Here is a 22,218-nt window from a genome sequence, read left to right as displayed (position 1 = left end):
GGGGCTTGCGGTATCGGCAACATGGTAATAGCTGGTAGACACTGGCACAATACCGTGTCGCCACTCGAAGGAAACGCCCATGAAACATCCCGCACTCCGCGCCGCCCTCATGGCCTGTCTGGCCGCCACGTCCCTTGCCGGCCATGCTGCCGAAGCCAAGCCTGGCGTCGCCGAAAAGCTCTACCAGGCCAACTGCGCCGCCTGCCATGGCGTCAAGATGGAGGGCGCCGTCGGTCCGTCGCTGGGCGATCACGCGTGGCTGCACGGCGCGCCCACCAGGGCCAACCTCATCAAGATCATCAGCAAGGGCGTGCCGGAGAAAGACATGCCGGCCTGGTCCCCGGCCCTGAACGCAACGCAGATCTCGCTGCTGGCCGACCTGATCGCCGCCAACGCCGCCAAGCCCGCCGTGGCGCTAACGCCCGAGGCCAAGGCGCAGCAGACCGTGCCCGACTTGAACGGCTTCAAGCTGCCGAAGGGTTTCCACATCAGCGTCTACGCCAACCAGGTCAGCGCGGCGCGCGGCATGGTGGTGTCGGACAGCGGCGTCGTCTACGTCGGCTCGGGTAAGGCCGGCAAGGTGTATGCGCTGGTGCCGCGCGCCGACAAGCAGACGGCCGATGTGGTCACCGTCGCCGAGGGCCTGGAACACCCGATCGGTGTGACGCTGCTCAACGGTGCGCTGTACGTGGGCGAGATCAGCCGCGTGATCCGCTTCGATAATATCGACAAGCGCTACACACAGAAGCCGTCCTACGAGGTGGTCAAGGTCAGCCTGCCGAACGACAAGTGGCATGGCGAGAAGGTCATCAAGGCCGGGCCGGACGGCAAGCTGTACATTCCGGTCGGCGCGCCGTGCAATGTGTGCGATGTCGAGGATACCAAGAGCGCCAAGATCTATCGCATGAATGCCGACGGCAGCCAGCTGGAGGAATATGCGCGCGGCGTGCGCAACACGGTCGGCTTCGCCTTCCATCCAGCGACCAAGGTGCTGTGGTTCACCGATAACGGCCGCGACGAGATGGGCGACAACACGCCGTCGTGCGAGCTGAACGTGGCGCCCAAGGCGGGCCTGCATTTCGGCTTCCCCTACTGTCACGGCGGCGTGGTGCCGGACCCGGACTTTGCCCAGGGCCGCAGCTGCGATGAGTTCGAGCCGCCGGTCGCCAAGCTGGGGCCGCACGTGGCGCCGCTGGGCTTGAGCTTCTACACCGGCAAGCAATTCCCCGAGGCGTATCGCAACAACGTCTACATCGCCGAGCATGGTTCGTGGAACCGCAGCACCAAGAGCGGCTACAGCGTGCGCTTGATTACGCTCTACAACAGCAAGGTCGTCACCGACACCGCCTTCATCGACGGCTTCCTGCGCGGCGAGGAAGTGGTGGGCCGGCCGGTGGACGTGGCCACATTGCCGGACGGTTCGATGATCGTGTCCGATGACTACGGCGGCCGCGTGTACCGCGTCACTTACGACGGCAAGTAGTCGGTCCGGATCGTAGGCCGGGCGCGACGCTCAAAGTTCGGGACGAAAAAAAACCGCCCCGAAGGGCGGCTTTCGATCAGACGAGTCTGAGATTACTGTGCAGCGGCGGCAGCGGCTTCTTCAGCAGCGGCTTTCATCGACAGTTTCAGGCGGCCGCGGTCGTCGGTTTCCAGAACCTTGACGCGCACTGCCTGGCCTTCTTTCAGGTAGTCGGCAACGGCGTTGACGCGCTCGTTGGCGATTTGCGAGATGTGCAGCAGACCATCTTTACCTGGCATGACCTGAACGATCGCGCCGAAGTCCAGCAGCTTCAATACCACGCCGTCGTAGGTCTTGCCCACTTCGACCGAAGCGGTCAGTTCTTCGATGCGGCGCTTGGCTTCCTGGCCGGCGGCAGCGTCGACGGAAGCGATGGTGACCACGCCTTCGTCGCTGATGTCGATCTGGGTGCCGGTCTCTTCGGTCAGCGCGCGAATGACTGCGCCGCCCTTGCCGATAACGTCACGGATCTTCTCTGGGTTGATCTTGATGGTGATCAGGCGCGGTGCGAAGTCCGACAGTTCGGTCTTCACGGTCGGCATGGCTTTTTGCATTTCGCCCAGGATGTGCTCGCGGCCTTCTTTGGCTTGCGCCAGCGCCACTTGCATGATTTCCTTGGTGATGCCCATGATCTTGATGTCCATCTGCAGCGCGGTGATACCGTTGCGGGTACCGGCTACCTTGAAGTCCATGTCGCCCAGGTGATCTTCATCGCCCAGGATGTCCGACAGCACCGCGAACTTGCCGCCTTCCTTGATCAGGCCCATCGCGATACCGGCGACGTGCTCTTTCATTGGAACGCCAGCGTCCATCAGCGCCAGGCAGCCGCCGCAGACCGAAGCCATCGACGACGAACCGTTCGATTCGGTGATTTCCGACACCAGGCGCACGGAGTAGCTGAACTCTTCCGGTGCCGGCAGCGCGGCGATCAGCGCGCGCTTGGCCAGACGGCCGTGACCGATTTCGCGGCGCTTAGGCGTACCTACGCGGCCGGTTTCGCCGGTGGCGAACGGTGGCATGTTGTAATGCAGCATGAAGGAGTCGGTGAACTCGCCCATCAGCGCGTCGATCTTCTGGCTGTCGCGTGCGGTGCCCAGGGTGGCAACCACCAGCGCCTGCGTTTCACCGCGGGTGAACAGCGCCGAACCGTGGGTGCGTGGCAGCACCGAGGTACGGATCGAGATCGGACGAACGGTGCGGGTGTCGCGGCCGTCGATACGTGGCTCGCCGTCCAGGATCTGGGTACGGACGATCTTGGCTTCGATGTCGAACAGGATGTTGTTCACTTCGGCTGCATCGACTGGCGCGGCGCCGGCAGCGGCGGCTTCAGCGGACAGGTCGGCCAGCACTTCGCTGGTGGCGGCCTTCAGCTTGGCGGTACGCTCTTGCTTGTCTTTGGTCTGGTAAGCGGCGTTGATTTTGCCTGCGGCGAAATGCGACACGCGGCCGATCAGCGCTTCGTTCTTCGCTGGTGGGACCCATTCAACTTCCGGCTTGCCGCCGTCGCGCACCAGCTCGTGGATCGCATCGATGACTGCTTTCATTTCGGTGTGGCCGAACACGACCGCGCCGAGCATGATTTCTTCGGACAGTTGCTTGGCTTCCGATTCCACCATCAGCACGGCGGTTTCGGTACCGGCGACAACCAGATCCATCTGCGAGGTCTTCAGTTGTTCAACGGTAGGGTTCAGGATGTACTGGCCGTTGGCGTAGCCGACGCGCGCTGCGCCGACCGGGCCGTTGAACGGAACGCCCGACACGCACAGGGCGGCCGATGCGCCGATCATGGCGGCGATGTCTGGATCGATTTCCGGATTGACCGACAGCACGTGAATGATCACTTGCACTTCGTTCAGGTAGCCTTCCGGGAACAGAGGACGGATAGGACGGTCGATCAGGCGGGATGTCAGTGTTTCTTTTTCCGAAGGACGACCTTCACGCTTGAAGAAACCGCCCGGGATTTTACCGGCAGCATAGGTTTTCTCAACGTAGTCGACGGTCAGCGGGAAGAAGTCCTGGCCTGGCTTGGCGTCTTTGCGTGCGACGACAGTAGCCAGCACCACGGTATCTTCGATCGATACCAGGACTGCACCGGAGGCCTGGCGAGCGATTTCGCCGGTTTCCAGGGTCACGGTGTGTTGACCGTACTGGAAGGTTTTCGTAACTTTATTAAACATGGGTAATCCCTTTCTATTTGCCGACAGATTTTCAGGGGCTGTCGTTCACCTCACCACAGACGATATAGTTATCGTCTTTACTGCAACTGCTAAAACCCAGGAATTCCATGTCGCACTGCCAAGACGCTATTCCGCTTGGCAATTTTCCCGGCAAAAATGACAAAATGCCCGCGTCAGCAAACTGGCGCAGGCATTTCGATTAAGCCGGATGACGCAAAAAATTACTTACGCAGACCCAGTTTAGCGATCAGATCGCGATAACGGGTAGCATCTTTGCCCTTCAGGTAGGACAGCAGGCTCTTACGACGATTAACCATCATAATCAGACCACGACGCGAGTGGTGATCCTTGCTGTGTGCCTTGAAGTGGCCGTTCAATTCGTTGATGCGTGCGGTCAGCAGCGCAACTTGAACTTCTGGGGAGCCGGTGTCTTTTTGACCACGGGCGTTGTCCGCGATAATGGCGGCTTTGTTGATGTTTTCTACGGTCATGATATTTACCTTTAACATGCGGTGCGCGGAGTCGTAACCCTGCACATCGTGAACTTCAAAAAAAACTGATCCGAAGACCAGACCCGGAAGTATAGCGGAAAAACTCCCACATGTATCCTGTGTTGGCTACAATTGTTCTAACTTTCCGGTCCTATAGAGGGGTGTGCGATGAAAAAACTGATATTTGTGGCAATCTTGCCTGCCGTGCTGAGCGCTTGCGCCAGCCTCAACACCCCTCCGCTGGCGGCCGGCGAACCGGTCGACGCCGTCAAGGCCAAGCTGGGCCAGCCCACCGCCACCTATGCCAGCGGCCAGGACATCATGCTCGAATACGCCGGCGGCCCGTTCGGCCAGTACACGCATATGGCGCGCATCGGCCCGGACGGCAAGCTGATCTCCTTCGAGCAAGTGCTGAGCAGCGAGAAGTTCGCCACCATCAAACCACGCAAGGACAGCAAGCAAACCGTCCTCAGCACCTTCGGCAAGCCTGCCCAGCAGGTGCATTACGCCAGCGTCGACGGCGATGTGTGGGTTTATCGCTACAAGGAACAAAACGTCTGGGATTCCGTGATGCACGTGGAATTCGACCGCAACGGCATCGTCCAGGCGATGGTCAACGGCCCGGACCCGGAGCGGGAATCGCGCCGCCGCTAAAATGTAGCAAAGATACAAACGAATTGTTTAGTTTTGCTGAGGATTTCCGCATTTTGTAGCCAAACTACTTTTTCAAGTAGATAATACGCCAACAAAAACGGAGATCCTCATGCATGCAAAAGTGAAACTGGCCGAAACCGGCGCCACCGCCGCGCCGGCGCAAAAGCCTAAGCTGTCGTTCTGGGCCATCTGGAACATGAGCTTTGGTTTTCTCGGCATCCAGGCCGGCTTCGCCCTCCAGCAAAGCAATGTTCCCCGCATTTTCCAGACCATGGGCGCCGAGCTCGACAAGATCGGTTTCCTGATGACCGCCGCGCCGCTGGCCGGCCTGCTGGTGCAACCCATCATCGGCTACCTGAGCGACCGCACCTGGGGCCGTTGGGGCCGTCGCCGCCCCTACTTCTTCATCGGCGCCGTGCTGGCCACGCTGGCGATGCTGGGCTTGCCGAACGCCACCGTGCTGTGGACCGCCGCCGCCATGCTGCTGGTGCTCGACGTCGCGATCAATATTTCGATGGAGCCGTTCCGCGCCTTCGTCGGCGACCTGCTACCGAAGGAACAGCTGACCACCGGCTATGCCGTGCAAACCTTCTTCATCGGCGTGGGCGCGGTGGGCGCCTCGGCGCTGCCGTGGGTGCTGACGCACTGGTTCGACGTGGCCAACACCGCCGCCGCCGGCAAGACGCCGGACTCGGTGGTCTACGCCTTCTACATCGGCGGCGCGATCTACCTGGCGGCCGTGCTGTGGACCGTGCTGCGCACCCGCGAATACTCGCCGGAACAGCTGAGCCAATTCCATCCCGAAGCGGAAGCGGAGGCGAACGCGCCGACCGGCCTGCGCGGCTTCGTCAACGACTACCTCAACATGCCCAGGATCATGGTGCAGTTGTCGCTGGTGCAGTTCTTCACCTGGTTCACCTGGTTCTCGATGTGGACCTACGGCACCGCCACGCTGACCCAGCACATCTACCACGCCAGCGACACCAGCTCCGCGCTATACAACGAAGGCGCCAACTGGTGGGGCGTGTGCGGCGCGGTCTACAACGCGGCCTCGATCGCCTTCGCCTTCGTGTTGCCGCTGATCGCCGCGCGCACCAGCCGCAAGACCGCGCACGCGCTGGCACTGGTTGTCGGTGGGCTGAGCTTCATCTCGATCTACTTCATCACCTCGCCGATGATGTTGCTGCTGTCGTTTGCCGGCGTCGGGCTGGCATGGGCCAGCACCTTGTCGATGCCGTATGCCATCCTCGCGGGGAAAATTCCGGCGACGAAAATGGGCATGTACATGGGCATGTTCAACATGTCGATCGTGATCCCGCAGGTGGTGTCCGGCGTCTGCCTGGGCTATTTCCTGACCCATGTCTTCAACGGCAGCGCTGTGATGATGCTGGTACTCGGCGGCATCTCGATGTTCATCGCGGCGGCGCTGTCGCTGCGCATTGAAGAGGACGAGTAGGACCAGTCCCACGTCACATTTGGGAGTGCGCCGACGTCGATCGCGACAGCGGCTTGCTAAGATTCCGGGATTCAATCGCCGATAGACCGGAGTCCTACATGTCCTTACGCACGCCCCCGGCACGCCACGCCATGTACGCGGCCACCCTGCTCGCCCTAGCCACCGCCACCGCAATGGCCTGGGCCGATCCATCGCCGGCGCTGGACCGCGCCAGCGTATCGGTCGGCGCCTACTATGCCGACCCGCGCATCAACTACGAAGCCGACACCAACTACGGCCACATCGACAGCGGCAGCTACAAAGCCGATCACGTGACGCTGCCGCGCGTGCGGGCGCAACTGCTGCTGGGCGATACACAGGGCCTGGACTTCGATTACTACAACTACAGCAAGACCTACAACCCCAGCCTGACCGGCGCCACCAACCGCAACGGCATTCCACTGACCGGCAACGGCAAGCTGGACGCCAAACTGAAACTGGACCTGGCCAACCTGGCCTACAAATGGTGGCTGGGCAGCGGCAACGACGTCTTCGGCATCGGTGTCGGCGCCGCCTACTACCGTGCGCGCGTCGACGGCACCGCCAGCGGCGTGCTGAACGGCATCACCGGCAAAGCCGCGTATTCGGAAAACCAGAACGCCTACGCGCCCTTGCTGGAACTGGGCTGGCGCCACGTCTTCTCGCAGAACCTACGCATGTATGTGGACGCCAGCGGCATCAAGAAAAACGGAGGCAGCATCACCGGCCACATCTACGGCGGCGCCGTCGGCGTGGAATGGTATCCGACGCCCACCGTCGGCCTGGTGGCCGAATACAGCGCGACCAAGATCAGCCTGAATCGCGAGCGCGATGCGACCGATGTCAACGTGCGCATGAACGGCCCGGCGGCTTACGTCAAGTTCCGCTTCTGAGCCAGGCGGCCAGTTCGGTCTTGCCTTGGGCCGGCACGTCGAGCGCGCGCGTGTCGTCGCTGCGGCGCAGCCAGCCGCGCTCGACAAAGTTGTCGAGCAAGGCGACGGCCAGCGGGCCGGCGAAGTGATCGCGCCGTTCGGACCAGTCAACGCAGCCATACAACTGGCGCTGGGCCGGCGCGCCTTCCGCCAGCTGGATGCCCAGTTGCCGCAGCCGCGCCTGGCCCAATGGCGTGAGCGGATAGTCGTGGCCATCGCCCTCCCCTGGCTGCACCCAGCCGTTGTCGATGAAACAGCGGCACAGATCCACGCCCAGCACGCCCGCCAGATGGCCGTAGCAGCTGCGTGCGTGACGCAGGCCGCGCATGGCCGGCGCCTGCCAGCGCGTGCTCTCGGGCAGCGCGCCGTCGGCCACGCGCAGCAGCGCCTCCAGCGCGTGGGCGACATTGCCATCGGCCAGCATGTAGTAGCGGTGCCGGCCTTGCGCGCGCACGCTCGCCAGCCGCTCTTCCACCAGCAGTTTCAAATGTTGCGACGCAGTCGGCGCGGACACGCCGGCATGCTGGGCCAGATCGGTGGCGGTATAGAAGCGCCCGTCGAGCAGCCGCGACAGCATCAGCGCGCGGGTCGGATCGCCGATCGCGGCGGCGACGCGGGCGAAGCGTGGTTGCGGTGTATTCATGGCTTGCCTGCTGCAATCGGTGGATGGAACGGCGGCGCTTGATCGCGCTCCATCAGCCCGTAGTCGCGGATGACGCTGGCCACGCGCAAGCGATAGTTGTCGAACACGCCGGCTCGACCCGCGCTTTGCGCTTCGCGGTGCTGGTCCTGCTCGCGCCAGGCGCGCACCGCCTGCTCGTCGCGCCAGAACGACAGCGACAACAGCTTGCCGGGGGACTTCAGGCTTTCGAAGCGTTCGACGGAAATGAAGCCGTCCATCTTTTCCAGCAGCGGCGCCAGCTGGGCCGCGCGGTCGAGGTATTCGGCGTAGCCTTCGGTGCTGGGGATGACTTCGAATATCACGGTGATCATGTGGCGCTCCTACGCAGAAAGATGTCACAGGATAGCCGCTTCCATCGGCGCATGCTTCGGCGTGCAACGAAGCATGCGTGGCGGCAGGTCAGGACTTGGGCTTGGACACGCCGTTGAAGGTCTTGTTGATGATCTTCCATTCGCCATCCACCTTCAGCAGCGAGATGTAGTCGGTGTAGGTCACGGTCGGATAGTCGAGGTAGACCTTGGCCGTTCCGGCGACGCCGGTTACCTCGACATTCTCGATGCGGCGCACGCGCTTATCTTCGTTGGCCGCCGGTTTGCCGGGGAACAGTTTGGCGAATTCATCCACCGTCAGCGTTTGCAACTTGCCGTCGCGGTAGGAATAGATCTTTGCATCCGGGTGGAAAGCCTTGCGCATGAAGGCCGCGTCGCCGGTGGCGTGGGCCCTGATGTAGTTCTCGACCGGCACGCGGGCGCCCGCGGTATCGGCTTCCTGCGCAAACGCCGCGCCGGCGATAAAGAACAGTGCTGCAAATGACTTCAACTTCATGATGTCTCCCAAATAGGTTGGCGAATATAAACGGACGAGGCGCCATTGGCGACAACTATGTGGAGTTGAACCGTCACGGTCACGAATGGCGTGACGGCAAGAGTATCACGGGCGAGTGTCCCGTCATCGAATCGCCGTCAGGATGAAGCTGATTGCAAAAGACGGCTGGCGATATTCTTTACGGCGATTCTATTTTCCGCCGAGGCGCTAACGTTGGTGAATATCGCCACGCCACTGCGCGTGGCCGGAGCCAGGTAGGCCGCGGTAAAAACACCCGGATCGCCGCCCCAATGGTTGGGCCTGGTCTGCCCGCCCAACGTGGACGCCATCCAACCCAGACCCTGACCGTTCAGCCATGTGGGCAGCCCGGCCGGCGCCTGCATATCGAGCATCTGCGCCATGGCATCCCCTCCCAACACACTGATGCCGCCCGACTTGCCACCGTTTGCCGACGCGGCGATGAACTTCATGAAATCGCTGATCGATGAGCGCAACATGCCGCTCGGCCAATCAGGGAAGCCGACAGGTTTGACAGCCACCAGCGCACCATCGACCAGGTCGTAGGCCTCGGCACTGAGCGACTCGGGAGTATCTTTGATAGTCCAGCTCGTATGCCCCATGGCGAGCGGCGCAAAAATGTCCCTGCGTGTTTGTACGCGCATGTCCAATTGTCCAATGCGCCCCGCAAGATAACCCAGTAAAGCGTAGCCCACGTTGCTGTAGCCCCATGCCGCCCCCGGGCGCGCGGTGGAGAAACACGTCGCGTCCGAATAATTGCCACCCGCCGGAGTAAGATATTGCTTGAGGAAGTCGGCAAGGGATAGATCGGCGTCGTGACCGGGCTGCCGGAAATCGATCTCGTAATACCGTGCGTCGGAAATGCTCGATGTGTGCAACAGCAGCTGTCGGAAGGTGATCGCCGTATCGCGAAATCGTGGATTGGCGACGGGGAAGTCCAGGTAGCCCGCGATAGGCTCATCCAACGCGAGCTTGCCCCGCTCCACCAAACGCATAATCATGGTCGCAGTGAGCGTCTTGGTGATGGATGCAATATGAAACATCGTGTTCGCGGTCACCGCCTTACGCTGGCCAATATTGGCCATGCCGTATCCTTGAGCAAATTGCACAACGCCATCGCGGGCAAAACCGACGGCCAGGCCTGGAATCTTGGCGATGCGCATTTCGTTTCGGATAAAGTCCTCCAGATCCGAGGCCGGCGACGCGAGACCGCCAGCCACTGCACCAGCAGGCAGCAAGAACGCAGACCATCCTGCGCCAAGAAAAGCGCGCCGAGAAACCGTCGACACAGGGGCGGGCGTATGAACTGGCATGTTTTCGCTCTCTTCATGGAAGTGGTGGCAAACCGGACGTTGCATGTTATTATGTGTAGGCACCTACATAAAAGTCAACTTAAGAAATAAGAAATCATGACCACGCAAGATTATTCGCGCGCTGCCGGTGGAGCGGCTATCGGCGCCAGGCTAAGACGTTTGTCGGAAAACCTCGATGGCGACTCGGTGAGGGTGTACGCCGCCCTGGGGATTGAGTTTGAACAGCGCTGGTTTGGCGTGCTGAACCAATTAGCCATCAAAGGCTCTGCCACGGTGGGGGAACTGGCGGCGACGCTGAAGATCACGCATGTCTCTGTAAGTCAGACCCGACAATCCCTGGAAAAATCCGGGATCGTGACATCGCAATCCGATCCCGAGGACGCCCGAAAGAAGAAAATCATACTCACCGCCACAGGCAAGCGGCTGGTCACGAAGTTGCGACCGGTCTGGGCAGCATTTGACGAAGCCGCCCTGGCGCTGAACGCCGAGTCGGGCGACGTCGTCGCATTGCTAAACAGGCTGGAAGACGCTCTGGAACGTCAATCCATCTTTGAGCGCATCATGACCAGAATCGCCTAAGCAATGACCGCCGCAGTGACTGGCGAAACCATTGCCCAGCCAATTGCCTGGTAGAGAGCCCGGCCCTGCTCCGTGGCGACCAATACGCCAACGCTTGCCTCCTGGGCGATGGACGCGTTGACCAGCGTCGCCATGATGACCCGGCCCAGCCCCTTTCGTTGATGCAAAAGCTCAGTCACGATCTGGTCAAAGGTGGCGACGCCGTCGCTGTGGGCGACCCGCCCCCTCGCCGCCAATTGTCCATCCACATCCCTGAGCTCGGCCTCGGTGACCGCGCCAGTTGTGGACAAAGACAACAGGTAGCCATCATGCGGGCCCGCTACCGCGCCTTGCAACGCCACCGCCATCAAATATTCCGGCGCCTGGACCTGCCAATTTTCGTGCAAGAGTGGAATGACCTTTTCCGGGTGCGCGCAGACTTTAAGCCACGTTCCGGGAGTATGCAGTTTATCGATCAGTTCAAGCAGGATGCCCTCGTCATCATCGACGACGACATGGCGCTCCAAATGTTCAGGAAGTCCCAAGTCTATCTTGCAACCGTAGGCTAGCCTCACGGGCGATGATTTATTCCTCGTCAGAGTCCATCCCTTGGCCCACGCTGTCGCAGTAAGCGCCACATTAAATTCGCCGGAATACTCACTCAATTAGATGCCCTTTCAACTACCGGCGGCGCCAGCAACTCAAATTCCACCAGCGTGTCATCTGGCCAGCTTTGGTCGTGCAGCGGCGGCGCATAGCGAGTGAGGTCCGTCGCGTTGAGGCGCTCTGCCGGTAGTTTTTCGCGACGGGAGCCGGATACCAAGGTGGCGCCTGTGATCGGCGTAGCGGTCGTGAAGAACACCCGGCTCCTGGACGAGTGGCACACCCCGCCCAGCGGAACAATGAAGGCCAACTTGATAAACGAGGCATCAAATTTATCGACCGCCCAGCGCACCTCGCACTCCAGGCGCAGATCGCCCAGCCGGCGCGTCCCTGCGGGAAGACCGGCAGTATGAATGTCCGGTCGCCAGCGGAACAATCCCTTCTTGCTGTTGAGCCGCAAATCGGCATCGTCCTTGGCGGCCGACTCGTCGCGCGGCACCGAGAAGGTGTAGTCGGCCGCGATCGGCAACTCGATGTTGGCGTTGTCGCCCACAATGCGCAACTTCAGATCGGCCAGCGTCAGGTTGGGCTGTTGCGGACGCAAGATGAATTTCAGTTCCGCCTTGGGCGCGAGGGCATGGTATTCATCGAACGCGTTCAAGCCATCCAGCATTTTCCGGTACGGCTTCCAGTCGGGGTCCTTGGTGCCCGCCACCGCCACTTGCTGGATAGGTTCGGCCGGGGCGTCTTCCGCCATGACAGTAGCCGATACCGACAACAACATAAGCGGGAAAAACTTTCGCATAGATGGTTCCTGGATTGGCAACCCTCAGGGCTGCGGATTGACGCGCTCGATCTTCGAGTGCAGCTTGTTCAGCGCCGACAGGTAAGCCTTGGCCGAAGCGACGATGATGTCCGGGTCGGCGCCGACGCCGTTGACGATGCGTCCCTCCTTCGACAAGCGCATTGTCACCTCGCCCTGCGACTGGGTGCCGGTGCTGATCGCGTTGACAGAGAACAGCACCAGCTCGGCGCCGCTGCCCACTTCGGATTCGATGGCGTTGACGGTGGCGTCGACCGGGCCATCGCCCTTGCCTTCGGACGCATGTTCCTCGCCGTCGATCGAGAACACCACTTTCGCGCTCGGCGTCTGGCCGGTGTTCGACTGCTGCGACAGCGACAGGAAGCGGTAGTACTCGCCCTCATGCGACTGCGCCTCGTCCGACACCAGCGCCAGGATGTCTTCGTCGAAGATCTCGGACTTGCGGTCGGCCAGCTCTTTGAAGCGGACGAAGGCGGCGTTGACCTCCGCTTCCGAATCCAGGTCGATGCCCAGCTCCTGCAGGCGCTGCTTGAAGGCGTTGCGGCCCGACAGCTTGCCCAGCACGATCTTGGTGGCGGCCCAGCCCACGTCTTCCGCGCGCATGATCTCGTAGGTCTCGCGCGATTTCAGCATGCCGTCCTGGTGGATGCCGGAGGCGTGCGCGAAGGCGTTGGCGCCCACCACCGCCTTGTTGGGCTGCACGGCGAAACCGGTGATCTGCGACACCATCTTGGAGGCGGCGACGATCTGCGTGGTGTCGATGCCGACTTCCAGGTTGTAGTAGGCCTTGCGCGTGCGCAGCGCCATCACCACTTCTTCCAGCGCGGTGTTGCCGGCGCGTTCGCCCAGGCCGTTGATGGTGCACTCGATCTGGCGCGCGCCGCCTATCATCACGCCGGCCAGCGAGTTGGCCACGGCCAGGCCCAGGTCGTTATGGCAGTGCACCGACCAGATGGCCTTGTCCGAATTGGGAATGCGCTCGCGCAGGCGGCGGATGGTTTCGCCGAAAATCTCCGGCACCGCATAGCCCACCGTGTCCGGGAAATTGATGGTGGTCGCGCCCTCCTCGATCACGCCTTCGAGCACGCGGCACAGGAAATCCTCGTCCGAGCGGCTGCCGTCTTCCGGGCTGAATTCGATATCGTCGGTGAACTGGCGGGCGAAACGCACCGCGTTGCGCGCCTGCAGCAGCACCTGGTCGGGCAGCATGCGCAGCTTCATCTCCATGTGCAGCTTGGAGGTGGCGATGAAGGTGTGGATGCGTTTGCGTTCGGCCGGCGCCAGCGCCTCGGCCGCGCGCGCGATGTCGCGGTCGTTGGCGCGCGACAGCGAGCAGATGGTCGATTCGCGCACCACCGAGGCGATCGCCTTGATGGACTCGAAATCGCCCTGCGAGGCGGCCGCGAAGCCGGCTTCGATGACGTCGACGCGCAAGCGCTCGAGCTGCTTGGCGATGCGGACTTTTTCGTCCTTGGTCATCGACGCGCCCGGCGATTGCTCGCCGTCGCGCAAGGTGGTGTCAAAGATAATGAGGCGGTTGGATGAGTTGCTCATGATAGCTCCGTGGCTGATGCTTCGTTGCTTGAATTCTCAGGGCCTGCCGCCCTCTTGTTCAGTGGCGCTCGCTGGGATCGTTGGAGTCTTCTTCGGTCTGGATCAGGCTGACCTTCTTGCCCTTGGCCAGCCGCCATGCCGACACCACATAGCCAGACAGGCCGTAGGCGATAAAGATCGGGAACAGCACTTTCGGCGGGTCGATCGACACCAGCGCGAACCCCAGCGCGATCAGGAACACCGCGATGAACGGCACCGACTTGCGGAAGTTCACGTCCTTGAAACTGTAGAACGGCACATTGGTCACCATGGTCAGGCCGGCGAATACGGCGATGCTCCACGAGACCCAGCGCAATTCGAGGCCGGACACTTCCTGGTCCACCATCAGCAGGATGAAGCCGGCCACCAGCGCGGCGGCCGACGGCGACGGCAGGCCCTGGAAGAAGCGCTTGTCGACCACTTCGATATTGGTGTTGAAGCGGGCCAGGCGCAGCGCGGCGCCGGCGCAGTAGACGAAGGCGGCGATCCAGCCCAGCTTGCCCAAGCCGCGCAGCGACCATTCGTAGATCACCAGCGCCGGCGCGGCGCCGAAGGACACCATGTCCGACAGCGAGTCGTACTGGGCGCCGAATTCGCTCTGGGTATTGGTCAGGCGGGCCACGCGGCCGTCCAGGCCGTCGAGCACCATGGCGATGAAGATGGCCCAGGCGGAGTGCTCGAATTTCTGGTTCATCGCCATGACGATGGCGTAGAAGCCGCAGAACAGCGCGGCGGTGGTGAAGGCGTTTGGCAAAAGGTAGATCCCGCGATGGCGCGGCCGGTCGAGGTCCTCGCCCCTGGCGCGGCGCGCAAAGCGGCTAAAGCGCGACATCTGCGGCGTTTTGCCTTGGACTGCGCCATTCTTGGCTCGGCGACGGGGGAATTTGGCCATGGGGTTCCGTTTCTGATTAGCTGGTCATGTTGCCTCGTCATTATAGTGGAGCCGACCATAAAAAAGGGAGTCGGCCGACCATCCGCCCTATTCTGCCCAAGTTTGCCTACTTGAAGCGCACTTTGCCCACCAGGCGCATTTGCAGCGTGGTTTCGCCCGCTTCAAAGCTCGGTTCGACCACGGCCTCCGGGGCGGCATAGGCCGGCGCCGGCGCCGCCATCACGCGCGAGCCGGTCACGCTGACGCGGTCGACGAAATTGCCCGAGCCTTCGAAATCGACCGTGTCGAGCACGGCGTCGCTGAGCTTGCGGCCCATGGCACGCGCGATCGAGTTGATGCGCTCGTTCAGGTTGGCGTAGGTGGCGGCGATGCGCTGGTCGTCGAGCTTGCGCGTGGTTTCCGGCGTCAGGCCGAAGTACAGATTATTCAGCGCCATGACGCGCTGCGCGGCGGCGACCGTCTTCGGCAGGCCCGCCAGCTGGGTGGTGGTGACCTGCAGGGACTGGCCCACGCGCCAGGCGGTCGGCACGCGCGGCTTGCGCAGCTGGCCGTTCACCGGGGCCGGCTCTTCCGGATAGACCGGGTAGGTGTAGTAGCCCTGGGTTTTCAAGCTGGCCTGCGGATCTTCCTGTTTGACGATCTCCAGGCCCTGCTTCATCTTCTGGTTGACGCGGGAGGCGGCGGCAGCCTTGTCCTTGTCGACCTCCTCGACGTTCAGCGTGATGACGGCCTGGTCGTTGACGTGGCGGACTTCGCCGAAGGCGGGCACGACCACCAGGGCGCCGCTGGTCGGCAAGGATTCCTGCGGGGCGGCCTGCGCGGACAGCGCACAGGCGGCAACAACAGCGGCGGACAGGCGTTTCGTGACAGTCATGGCGATCTCCAGAATTGATATAAAGGCAATCGCAACTGTACCTCAACGCGCGCCGCCGCGCATCGGCCTTACTTGAAGCGAACCTTGCCCACCAGGTTCATTTGCAGCGTGGTTTCGCCCGGCTCGAAGCTCGGTTCGGCCACATCGGCGGCGTCCGACATTTTGGCCGAGCGCATCATCATCGGCGCCGGTGCGCCCCCCATGCGTTCCTGGGCGTAGTTGCCCGAGCCTTCGAAGTCGACCGTGTCGAGCACGGCGTCGCCGACCTTGCGGCCCATGGCGCTGGCGATCGAGTTGATGCGCTCGTTCAGGTTCTTGTAGGTGGCGGCGATGCGCTGGTCGTCCAGCTGGCGCGTGGTTTCCGGCGTCAGGCCGAATTGCAGGCCGTTCAGGGTCAGGATCTTCTGGGCGGCGGCCACGGTTTTCGGCAGCTTCTCCAGGTTGGTGGTGGTCACTTGCAGATACTGGCCCACGCGCCAGGCGGTCGGCACGCGCGGCTTGGACGGCTGGCCGTTCACCGATGGACGTTCCTCGGGATAGACCGGATAGGTGTAGTAGCCCTGGGTTTTCAGGCTGGCGCCGGGGTCTTCTTGCTTGACGATGTCCAGGCCCTGCTTCATTTTCAGGTTGACGCGCGAAGCGGCGGCGGCCTTGTCCTTGTCCTGCTCTTCGATCGCCAAGGTGGCGACCGCTTGATCGTTGGCGTGCTTGACTTCGCCGAACGCCGGCACCACGACCAGCGTGCCGGAGGTCGGCAGCGATTCAAGCGGGGCGGCCTGTGCGGCGAGTGCGAAGGAGGCGGCAGCGGCTGCGGCGAGTGTTTTCATGACGGTCATTGCGGGCTCCAAAGTTAAAATTACAACAAGGCGAACTTTACCTGAAATTACCTGCAAGATATGTAAGACATAGTGAGTGTTTGTAACATTCGTCAGCGGTCCAGTATCGCCAGCACGCGGTGATGCAGCGCCGCCGCCAGCTGCCGGTGCTGTAGTTCGTCGAGATGGACGCCATCGACGTCGCTGGGCTGAATGAACTCTGCAGCGTCTATGAAGGAGCAGCCGCGCTCTTCGGCTATGCGCGCGTAGCAGCGCGTAAAGTGGCTCGACTTTTCCTCGGCGCCGTGGAATTTCTCCACCATGGTTCCGCCCAGCTTGCCGATGCGCGGCGGCGCGAGCAGCAGCACTTGCGGCGCCACCAGCATCGGCTCCGCGCGGCATCCCTGGACGATGTCGACCAGCACGCCGGCACCCAGCGAGGATTCATAGGCGCCCACGCCGTAGATGGCTTGTAGATCGTTGGTTCCCACGAAGATGATGACCAGGTCGATAGGCGCATGCGAGTGCAGGATAGGCAGCAAAAGGTCCTTGCCGTTTCGCCCCGGGCGGAATGGATCGTTCCAGACGGTGGTCCGCCCGTTCAGGCATTCTTCGATCACGCGGATGTCGTCGCCCAGCAGCTGCTGAAGAATGCCGGTCCACCGCCTATCATGCGGGTGGCGCTGCCTGGTCCCAGGAATAATCCCCCAGGACATCGAGTCTCCGTAACACAGCACATGTTTTGCAGCCATCGCGTAACAACCTTTCCTGAGAAAGCAAACGTCCGCCAGCATAACATCCGCCCGGAGGTTCGCAGAAAAGTACCTTGTGCTAAAGTTCCGGCGGACTCCTTTTTGAAAGCTGACATGTCGTATCCGTATTTGAGTGATGTGATCAAGGCCTGGACCGGCCATGAACTGCCGCTGCCGTTGGCAACCTTCGGACTGTTCGTGGCCCTGGGCGCGCTGGCGGCGGGAGCGCTGCTGCGGGCCGAGCTCAAACGCCTGTACCAAACGGGCCGGATCGGGCCGGCGCATGTGCGCGGCCGCGAGGCGCCGCCACAGGACGTGGTCAGCGATCTGACGATGGTGGTGCTGGTCGCCGGCATCGTCGGCGCGCGCCTGTTCCACATCCTGGAGCACACCGCCCAGTTTGCGGCCGATCCGATGAGCATGATCTTCACGCGCTCGGGCCTGAGCATATTCGGCGGGCTGATCGTCGGTACGCTGGCCGGCATGGTGTGCGTGCGGCGCTGGCGTTTGCCGGTGCGTCCGCTGCTCGATGCGGCGGCGCCGGCGATGATGATCGGCTACGCCATCGGCCGCGTCGGCTGCCAGGTGTCGGGCGATGGCGACTGGGGCATCGCGGCCAACATGGCGCTCAAGCCGGACTGGCTGCCGACCTGGCTGTGGGCGCAAACCTACGACAACAACATCTACGGCGAGCTGATCGCCCTGCCCGGCGTGTATCCAACGCCGATCTATGAAACCGCGATGGCGCTGCTGTGCTTCGCGCTGCTGTGGGCGCTGCGCAAGCACCCGTTCCGCATCGGCTGGCTGTTCTCGGTGTATCTGATGCTGGCCGGCGTGGAGCGCCTGCTGATCGAGCAGATCCGCGTCAATCCCGTGTTTAACGTCATGGGCCTGCAGGCCACGCAGGCGGAGATCATTGCTGTCACGCTGATCGTGCTGGGCGTAATTGGCGCGTTGATCCTGAGTCTACGTCCATCGGCGCGCGCAATTTCCAGAGGCTGAGAACGGATTGGGAATTATTTATATCGTATAAACCGAGTCATCGCGCATAGCCTGCTTCGCGCTGACTGCGGATGCCGAGCACATAGACGGTATCGATCTTTTCAACGAAGCAGTATAGCGCGACATACCCCCGGCCTTTGCGGCCAATAACGAGTTCGCGCTTGCCGCCGGCTGTTGGTCTGCCGATCAGTGGGTTGTGCGCCAGAACTTCGATTGCCTGGACAATTTCATTGATACGCCCGGGAGCGTCGGAGGAAGCAGACTGCGCGAGATGCTCAATGATGCGGTCGAAGTCCTCGGCGACTTCAGCGGCCAGTTCGACGCGCGTCATTTTCAGCCCCGACGTTTTTTTGCAGCAGGACGTTGCACCGGCAACCCTGCGACACGCCCCTCAAGGTACTCACGCATGTCTGCCCAGGGAATGGACTTACCGGTTTCGAGCAGCTTGGCAAAGCGCGCGTCGGCTTCGGCGTCAAAGCCGACGCGCAGCTCTTCCATTTCCGCCTTTTCAGCGATGGCTTCGAGAATAAAACTGTGGCTTGTCTTGCCAGCACGTTCGGCAGCGCTAGCAACGCGCGCCTTTAACTCTTCTGGCAATCGTATTGTTGTGGTAGACATGGCAGCTCCTTTTCGCACCTAAATGTAGCACATTTGTGCTACATCCGCGCGAACCATCAAGAGTAGCCCCGGCTAAAATAAAAAAGCCGGCAATCAATGCCGGCTTTTTCGTGAAGCAGAGGAAGCTTAGTTCTTCGACTGGTCGACCATCTTGTTCTTGGCGATCCAAGGCATCATGGCGCGCAGTTTTGCGCCGACTTCTTCGATCGGATGCTCGGCCGTCAGGCGGCGACGCGAGATCAGGGTCGGAGCGCCTGCCTTGTTTTCCAGGATGAAGGACTTGGCGTACTCGCCGGTCTGGATGTCCTTCAGGCACTGACGCATCGCGTCCTTGGTGGCCGAGGTCACGACCTTAGGACCGGTCACGTACTCGCCGTATTCGGCGTTGTTCGAGATCGAGTAGTTCATGTTGGCGATGCCGCCTTCGTAGATCAGGTCGACGATCAGCTTCAGCTCGTGCAGGCATTCGAAGTACGCCATTTCCGGAGCGTAGCCCGCTTCGGTCAGGGTTTCGAAGCCGGCCTTGATCAGCTCGACCGCGCCACCGCACAGGACAGCCTGTTCGCCGAACAGGTCGGTTTCGGTCTCTTCGCGGAAGTTGGTTTCGATGATGCCGGCACGGCCGCCGCCGTTGGCCGAGGCGTACGACAGGGCGATGTCACGGGCGATGCCGGACTTGTCCTGGTAGACGGCGATCAGGTGCGGTACGCCGCCACCCTGGGTGTAGGTGGCGCGCACGGTGTGGCCAGGGGCCTTCGGTGCGACCATGATCACGTCCAGGTCGGCGCGTGGCACGACTTGGCCGTAGTGCACGTTGAAGCCGTGGGCGAAGGCCAGCACCGCGCCTTGCTTGGCGTTCGGGGCGATGTTTTCGTTGTAGACCTGGGCGATGTTCTCGTCCGGCAGCAGGATCATGATGACGTCGGCGGCCTTGACCGCGTCGTTCACTTCCGCCACTTTCAGGCCGGCTTTCTCAACCTTGTTCCACGAAGCACCGCCCTTGCGCAGGCCGACGGTCACGTTGACGCCGGAATCGCTCAGGTTTTGCGCGTGGGCGTGGCCCTGCGAACCGTAGCCGATGATGGCAACGTTTTTGCCCTTGATCAGGGAGATGTCAGCGTCTTTGTCGTAGAAAACTTTCATGGTATTTCCTTAGTAGTATTTTTGAATTTGATTAAACTTTGAGGATGCGTTCGCCGCGTCCTATGCCGGAACCGCCGGTACGTACCGTTTCCAGAATGGAGGCGCGGTCGATCGAATCGATGAACGCGTCGAGCTTGGTCTTGGCGCCGGTCAGTTCAATCGTGTAAGTCTTCTCGGTGACGTCGATGATGCGGCCGCGGAAGATGTCCGCAGTGCGCTTCATCTCTTCACGCTCCTTGCCCACCGCGCGCACCTTGATCAACATCAGTTCGCGTTCGATGTGCTGGCCTTCGGTCAGATCGACCACCTTCACCACTTCAATTAAACGGTTGAGGTGCTTGGTGATCTGTTCGATGATGTCGTCCGAACCGGTGGTGACGATGGTCATCCGCGACAGGGTCGCGTCTTCGGTCGGCGCCACGGTCAGCGTTTCAATGTTGTAGCCGCGGGCAGAGAACAGGCCCACCACGCGCGACAGCGCGCCGGCTTCGTTTTCCAGCAAGACAGAGATAATGTGTCGCATCTTATAAGTCCTCCGAACCCAACAGCATTTCAGAGAGCCCTTTGCCCGCTTTCACCATCGGCCAGACGTTTTCCGATTGATCGGTAATGAAGTTCATGAAGACCAGCTTGTCCTTCATGCCGAAGGCGTCGCGCATCGCGCCGTCGACGTCGCCCGGTTTCTCGATGCGCATGCCGACGTGGCCATAGGCTTCGGCCAGCTTCTCGAAGTTCGGCAGCGAATCCATGTAGGACTCGGAATAGCGCGAACCGTAGTCGATCTGCTGCCACTGGCGCACCATGCCCAGGAAGCGGTTGTTCAACATGATGATCTTCGGCGTCAGATGGTATTGCTTGCAGGTCGCGAGTTCCTGGATGCACATCTGGATCGAGCCTTCGCCGGTGATGCAGGCGACGGTGGCGTCCGGGTTGGCCATCTGCACGCCCATGGCGTACGGCAGGCCCACGCCCATCGTGCCCAGGCCGCCCGAGTTGACCCAGCGCTTAGGCTTGTCGAACGGGTAGTACTGCGCGGCCCACATCTGGTGCTGGCCGACGTCGGAGGTGATGAAGGCGTCGCCCTTGGTCACTTCCCACAGCTTCTGCACCACGGCCTGCGGCTTGATCACCAGGTCCGACGTGGCGAACTTCAGGCAGTCCTTGCCGCGCCATTCGTTGATCTGCTTCCACCAGTCCTTGACGGCGGGCGCGTTCGGCTTGGCTTCCGCAGCGTCGAGCTGGGCCAGGAATTCGATCAGCACGTCCTTGACGTTGCCGACGATGGGGATGTCCACTTTCACGCGCTTGGAGATCGACGATGGATCGATGTCCACGTGGATGATCTTGCGCGGGTTGGAGGCGAAGTGTTTCGGGTTGCCGATCACGCGGTCGTCGAAGCGGGCGCCGATGGCGATCAGGACGTCGCAGTGCTGCATCGCCATGTTCGCTTCATAGGTGCCGTGCATGCCTGGCATGCCGACGAAGTTCTCGCTCGACGCTTTATAGGCGCCCAGACCCATCAGCGTGTTGGTGACCGGGAAGCCCAGCTTGTCGACCAGCTTGTTCAGCTCGGGCGAGGCGTTGGCCAGGATCACGCCGCCGCCGGTGTAGATCATCGGACGTTCGGCTTGCAGCAGCAGTTGGACTGCCTTGCGGATCTGGCCGGAGTGGCCCTTGTCGACCGGTTTGTACGAACGCATCTCGACCTCTTTCGGGTACGAGTACGTCGTCTTGTGCATCGAGATATCCTTCGGAATATCAACCAGCACGGGGCCTGGACGGCCGGTGCGGGCGATGAAGAAGGCTTTCTTGACGGTTTCCGCCAAATCCTTGACGTCTTTGACGAGGAAATTGTGCTTGACGACTGGACGGGTGATACCGACCGTGTCGCATTCCTGGAAGGCATCCTGGCCGATGGCGTGGCTCGGCACCTGGCCGGAGATCACGACCATGGGGATGGAATCCATGTAAGCGGTGGAAAGACCTGTCACGGCATTGGTGACGCCCGGACCGGACGTGACCAGCGCGACACCAACCTTGTTCGAGCTGCGCGAGTACGCATCGGCGGCATGCACTGCGGCCTGTTCGTGACGCACGAGGACGTGTTGGAATTTGTCTTGCTTGAAGATGGCGTCGTAGATATACAGCACGGCTCCGCCCGGATAGCCAAAGACGTGTTCCACGCCTTCCTCGGCCAGGCAGCGCACCAGTATTTCAGCGCCTGTGAGCGTGTTCGCTCCTTGTGATGCGGTTGCTTCGGTATTCATGAAACATTCCTTTCAAGGTCCATAGGAGATTGATCGGATGCTCTTTCCTAACGAAGTAGGCCCACCTCTACAGCATTGCCCTGCTTCCCTTTTTCTCTGCAGTCACACCTGCCTCTTCCGTCAACCGTAGTGACGTGCAAAGCAGTGCTAGCTGCAAACTCTCGTTTGGCTGGATCTGTCTGTAGCGGTT

24 protein-coding genes are annotated in these 22,218 nt (G+C 61.5%); 6 read left to right on the top strand and 18 right to left on the bottom strand.

What is annotated here, in order from left to right:
* Window positions 1-79 precede the first annotated feature (79 nt).
* Window positions 80-1,483, top strand: coding sequence for a PQQ-dependent sugar dehydrogenase (locus KVP70_RS21735; protein ID WP_217944293.1), 1,404 nt, complete (start codon window positions 80-82; stop codon window positions 1,481-1,483).
* A gap of 92 nt (window positions 1,484-1,575) precedes the next feature.
* On the opposite strand, the gene pnp is transcribed toward KVP70_RS21735, so the two are convergent.
* Together pnp and rpsO are read right to left on the bottom strand one after the other, a co-directional pair.
* Complete coding sequence (pnp, locus tag KVP70_RS21730; protein WP_020702092.1) at window positions 1,576-3,699, bottom strand: polyribonucleotide nucleotidyltransferase; 2,124 nt, start codon at window positions 3,697-3,699, stop codon at window positions 1,576-1,578.
* A gap of 221 nt (window positions 3,700-3,920) precedes the next feature.
* Window positions 3,921-4,190: a 30S ribosomal protein S15 gene (gene rpsO, locus KVP70_RS21725; RefSeq protein WP_008450438.1), complete on the bottom strand. Its 270-nt coding sequence runs from the start codon at window positions 4,188-4,190 to the stop codon at window positions 3,921-3,923.
* Between the two features lie 168 nt (window positions 4,191-4,358).
* Here rpsO and KVP70_RS21720 point away from each other — a divergent pair, with 168 nt between their 5' ends.
* The 3 genes from KVP70_RS21720 to KVP70_RS21710 all read left to right on the top strand — a co-directional run bounded on the left by KVP70_RS21720 (window position 4,359) and on the right by KVP70_RS21710 (window position 7,211).
* Window positions 4,359-4,844 carry a putative periplasmic lipoprotein gene (locus KVP70_RS21720; protein WP_217944292.1) on the top strand — a complete coding sequence of 162 codons (486 nt, stop codon included), beginning with the start codon at window positions 4,359-4,361 and terminating at the stop codon, window positions 4,842-4,844.
* A 109-nt stretch (window positions 4,845-4,953) separates the two neighbouring features.
* Window positions 4,954-6,300 (top strand): MFS transporter, encoded by a 1,347-nt coding sequence (locus KVP70_RS21715; protein WP_217944291.1) that lies wholly within the window; start codon window positions 4,954-4,956, stop codon window positions 6,298-6,300.
* Between the two features lie 98 nt (window positions 6,301-6,398).
* Window positions 6,399-7,211: a hypothetical protein gene (locus tag KVP70_RS21710; RefSeq protein WP_217944290.1), complete on the top strand. Its 813-nt coding sequence runs from the start codon at window positions 6,399-6,401 to the stop codon at window positions 7,209-7,211.
* Here the strand turns inward: KVP70_RS21710 and KVP70_RS21705 are convergent.
* The 4 genes from KVP70_RS21705 to KVP70_RS21690 form a co-directional block, all read right to left on the bottom strand.
* Window positions 7,195-7,893, bottom strand: a complete 699-nt coding sequence (locus tag KVP70_RS21705; RefSeq protein WP_217944289.1) for an ArsR/SmtB family transcription factor — start codon at window positions 7,891-7,893, stop codon at window positions 7,195-7,197. The two genes, KVP70_RS21710 and KVP70_RS21705, sit on opposite strands and share 17 nt — an antisense overlap.
* Window positions 7,890-8,243: an antibiotic biosynthesis monooxygenase family protein gene (locus tag KVP70_RS21700; RefSeq protein WP_217944288.1), complete on the bottom strand. Its 354-nt coding sequence runs from the start codon at window positions 8,241-8,243 to the stop codon at window positions 7,890-7,892. The genes KVP70_RS21705 and KVP70_RS21700 overlap by 4 nt, the downstream gene beginning before the upstream one ends.
* A gap of 88 nt (window positions 8,244-8,331) precedes the next feature.
* Window positions 8,332-8,757 (bottom strand): nuclear transport factor 2 family protein, encoded by a 426-nt coding sequence (locus KVP70_RS21695; RefSeq protein ID WP_217944287.1) that lies wholly within the window; start codon window positions 8,755-8,757, stop codon window positions 8,332-8,334.
* Between the two features lie 137 nt (window positions 8,758-8,894).
* Window positions 8,895-10,133 (bottom strand): serine hydrolase domain-containing protein, encoded by a 1,239-nt coding sequence (locus tag KVP70_RS21690; RefSeq protein WP_229225002.1) that lies wholly within the window; start codon window positions 10,131-10,133, stop codon window positions 8,895-8,897.
* A 51-nt stretch (window positions 10,134-10,184) separates the two neighbouring features.
* Here KVP70_RS21690 and KVP70_RS21685 point away from each other — a divergent pair, with 51 nt between their 5' ends.
* Window positions 10,185-10,667, top strand: a complete 483-nt coding sequence (locus tag KVP70_RS21685; protein WP_217944286.1) for a MarR family winged helix-turn-helix transcriptional regulator — start codon at window positions 10,185-10,187, stop codon at window positions 10,665-10,667.
* On the opposite strand, the gene KVP70_RS21680 is transcribed toward KVP70_RS21685, so the two are convergent.
* The 7 genes from KVP70_RS21680 to KVP70_RS21650 all read right to left on the bottom strand — a co-directional run bounded on the left by KVP70_RS21680 (window position 10,664) and on the right by KVP70_RS21650 (window position 16,998).
* The gene (locus KVP70_RS21680; RefSeq protein ID WP_217944285.1) at window positions 10,664-11,191 is read right to left on the bottom strand and encodes a GNAT family N-acetyltransferase; all 528 of its coding nucleotides are present in this window, start codon (window positions 11,189-11,191) and stop codon (window positions 10,664-10,666) included. The two genes, KVP70_RS21685 and KVP70_RS21680, sit on opposite strands and share 4 nt — an antisense overlap.
* Before the next feature lie 116 nt (window positions 11,192-11,307).
* Window positions 11,308-12,054: a hypothetical protein gene (locus tag KVP70_RS21675; RefSeq protein WP_217944284.1), complete on the bottom strand. Its 747-nt coding sequence runs from the start codon at window positions 12,052-12,054 to the stop codon at window positions 11,308-11,310.
* 24 nt (window positions 12,055-12,078) lie between these two features.
* Window positions 12,079-13,626: a 2-isopropylmalate synthase gene (locus KVP70_RS21670; RefSeq protein ID WP_217944283.1), complete on the bottom strand. Its 1,548-nt coding sequence runs from the start codon at window positions 13,624-13,626 to the stop codon at window positions 12,079-12,081.
* Window positions 13,627-13,684: 58 nt separating this feature from the next.
* Window positions 13,685-14,557, bottom strand: a complete 873-nt coding sequence (gene pssA / locus KVP70_RS21665) for a CDP-diacylglycerol--serine O-phosphatidyltransferase (RefSeq protein ID WP_217944282.1) — start codon at window positions 14,555-14,557, stop codon at window positions 13,685-13,687.
* 106 nt (window positions 14,558-14,663) lie between these two features.
* Entirely contained in the window at window positions 14,664-15,431 is a 768-nt protein-coding gene (locus KVP70_RS21660) for an SIMPL domain-containing protein (protein ID WP_217944281.1), read from the bottom strand.
* A gap of 68 nt (window positions 15,432-15,499) precedes the next feature.
* Window positions 15,500-16,267, bottom strand: coding sequence for an SIMPL domain-containing protein (locus KVP70_RS21655; RefSeq protein ID WP_217944280.1), 768 nt, complete (start codon window positions 16,265-16,267; stop codon window positions 15,500-15,502).
* Window positions 16,268-16,359: 92 nt separating this feature from the next.
* Window positions 16,360-16,998: an SGNH/GDSL hydrolase family protein gene (locus tag KVP70_RS21650; RefSeq protein ID WP_255575856.1), complete on the bottom strand. Its 639-nt coding sequence runs from the start codon at window positions 16,996-16,998 to the stop codon at window positions 16,360-16,362.
* 114 nt (window positions 16,999-17,112) lie between these two features.
* On the opposite strand from KVP70_RS21650, the gene KVP70_RS21645 reads away from it, so the two are divergent.
* Complete coding sequence (locus KVP70_RS21645) at window positions 17,113-18,000, top strand: prolipoprotein diacylglyceryl transferase (protein WP_217944278.1); 888 nt, start codon at window positions 17,113-17,115, stop codon at window positions 17,998-18,000.
* A gap of 37 nt (window positions 18,001-18,037) precedes the next feature.
* On the opposite strand, the gene KVP70_RS21640 is transcribed toward KVP70_RS21645, so the two are convergent.
* The 5 genes from KVP70_RS21640 to KVP70_RS21620 all read right to left on the bottom strand — a co-directional run bounded on the left by KVP70_RS21640 (window position 18,038) and on the right by KVP70_RS21620 (window position 22,028).
* On the bottom strand, window positions 18,038-18,331 hold the full coding sequence (locus KVP70_RS21640; protein WP_217944277.1) for a type II toxin-antitoxin system RelE/ParE family toxin: 294 nt from the start codon (window positions 18,329-18,331) through the stop codon (window positions 18,038-18,040).
* Window positions 18,332-18,333: 2 nt separating this feature from the next.
* Window positions 18,334-18,618 (bottom strand): CopG family ribbon-helix-helix protein, encoded by a 285-nt coding sequence (locus tag KVP70_RS21635; protein WP_217944276.1) that lies wholly within the window; start codon window positions 18,616-18,618, stop codon window positions 18,334-18,336.
* 126 nt (window positions 18,619-18,744) lie between these two features.
* Window positions 18,745-19,761, bottom strand: a complete 1,017-nt coding sequence (gene ilvC / locus KVP70_RS21630; RefSeq protein ID WP_217944275.1) for a ketol-acid reductoisomerase — start codon at window positions 19,759-19,761, stop codon at window positions 18,745-18,747.
* A 31-nt stretch (window positions 19,762-19,792) separates the two neighbouring features.
* The gene (gene ilvN / locus KVP70_RS21625; protein WP_026334297.1) at window positions 19,793-20,284 is read right to left on the bottom strand and encodes an acetolactate synthase small subunit; all 492 of its coding nucleotides are present in this window, start codon (window positions 20,282-20,284) and stop codon (window positions 19,793-19,795) included.
* Window position 20,285: 1 nt separating this feature from the next.
* Window positions 20,286-22,028: an acetolactate synthase 3 catalytic subunit gene (locus tag KVP70_RS21620; protein WP_217944274.1), complete on the bottom strand. Its 1,743-nt coding sequence runs from the start codon at window positions 22,026-22,028 to the stop codon at window positions 20,286-20,288.
* Between the last annotated feature and the right edge of the window lie 190 nt (window positions 22,029-22,218).

The organism is Duganella violaceipulchra, assembly GCF_019166075.1.
In the GTDB taxonomy this organism is placed as follows: domain Bacteria; phylum Pseudomonadota; class Gammaproteobacteria; order Burkholderiales; family Burkholderiaceae_D; genus Rugamonas; species Rugamonas violaceipulchra.
Note: the sequence above shows the minus strand (reverse complement) of the source record. Positions and strands in the feature narration are given on the sequence as shown.